The organism is Glutamicibacter sp. NPDC055354 (genome assembly GCF_053644955.1).
The window spans coordinates 5,097-6,105 of the sequence record NZ_JBSHMB010000006.1; the positions used below are offsets into that span (position 1 = coordinate 5,097).

Annotated in this window: 2 protein-coding genes; one reads left to right on the top strand and one right to left on the bottom strand. The window is 50.1% G+C overall.

Going from position 1 to position 1,009, the window contains the following annotated elements; genetic code table 11:
• Window positions 1-203: 203 nt before the first annotated feature.
• On the top strand, window positions 204-719 hold the full coding sequence (locus tag ACWICV_RS17010) for a GtrA family protein (protein WP_365946654.1): 516 nt from the start codon (window positions 204-206) through the stop codon (window positions 717-719).
• 105 nt (window positions 720-824) lie between these two features.
• On the opposite strand, the gene ACWICV_RS17015 is transcribed toward ACWICV_RS17010, so the two are convergent.
• On the bottom strand, window positions 825-1,009 hold a 185-nt coding region (locus ACWICV_RS17015), incomplete at its 5' end, for a hypothetical protein (RefSeq protein WP_454091382.1).

A 1,009-nucleotide genomic window follows, 5' to 3' on the forward strand; every position in this document is an offset into this window, starting at 1 on the left:
TTGAGCCGCAGGGCATAACAACTCATTGCCGCCATCCTGGCCATTGGACGCTGCCACGAAAATGCCCGACTCATACATCGCTGGAAGCTCATGAGCTTCAATCTGAGCATGCTGTGCAAGGTGACCCATATGGATAACTAAGAACCGCCCTGATTAAGTTTCAATTTTCTATTCGCCGATCCTGGGATGTTTATGCTTGATCCATGAGTGGCAGAGCCAAAGCATTTAGCGATGAAGGCGCACGGGATCCATCGCGCCCAAAACAGTATCGGGAACGAAAGAGAGCTCTGTACTTCCTGGGCATAGGAGGATTCTGCTTCCTCCTGACCTTGGCAGTGAATTACGGATTGAAGTTCACGATTCTGGGGGCGCATCCAACTTCAGCTTTTCTTATCGCTAATGCAGCGGCCACGGTAGTTTCCTACTACCTCTCGCGACGGTTTACCTTTGGGGATGTCGTCCATGGCCTCAAACGTATCCAGTTCATCAAATTCGTCGGCATGTCTACGGTAGCTATTGGAATTACTGCGGCGCCGGTTTATGTATCCCGTTGGATCTTTGGAATCACGGAACCACACGTTTCTTTTATCGTCCAGGAGATCGCCGACTTTATCGCCGGACCAATTATCGGGACGTTACTTGGGATGATCTTCCGATGGTGGGCAATGAAGAAGTTCGTCTTCCTGGATACGCTCCATAAACGTACAGAGATCCTGTAAACCGCAGGAGCAAAGCAGTCGCGATTCCGCTGCAGATTTGTTCAACTGTCAGGGCGTCAGAGTACGCCCGCGGATTATGCCACCACAGTGTAACCACGATCACTGTCAAAAGTGCCCTGCCGATTTGCGGAGCCCTGAAAACCTGTGTATAGTTTTTATCTGTTGCCGGAACGGAAACAACACGGAATCTACCGTTTGTTTACCCGGCAGCCAATCACTTTTCACTGAAGGTTTTCCGCCGATTTTGATCGGATCAGGAAGTCTGGTAAGTTGGAAAAGTTGCTCCGGAG

Coding starts and splice junctions, on each gene's coding strand:
- ACWICV_RS17010 (WP_365946654.1), top strand. CDS start 204: ATGAGTGGCAGAGCCAAAGCATTTAGCGATGAAGGCGCACGGGATCCA.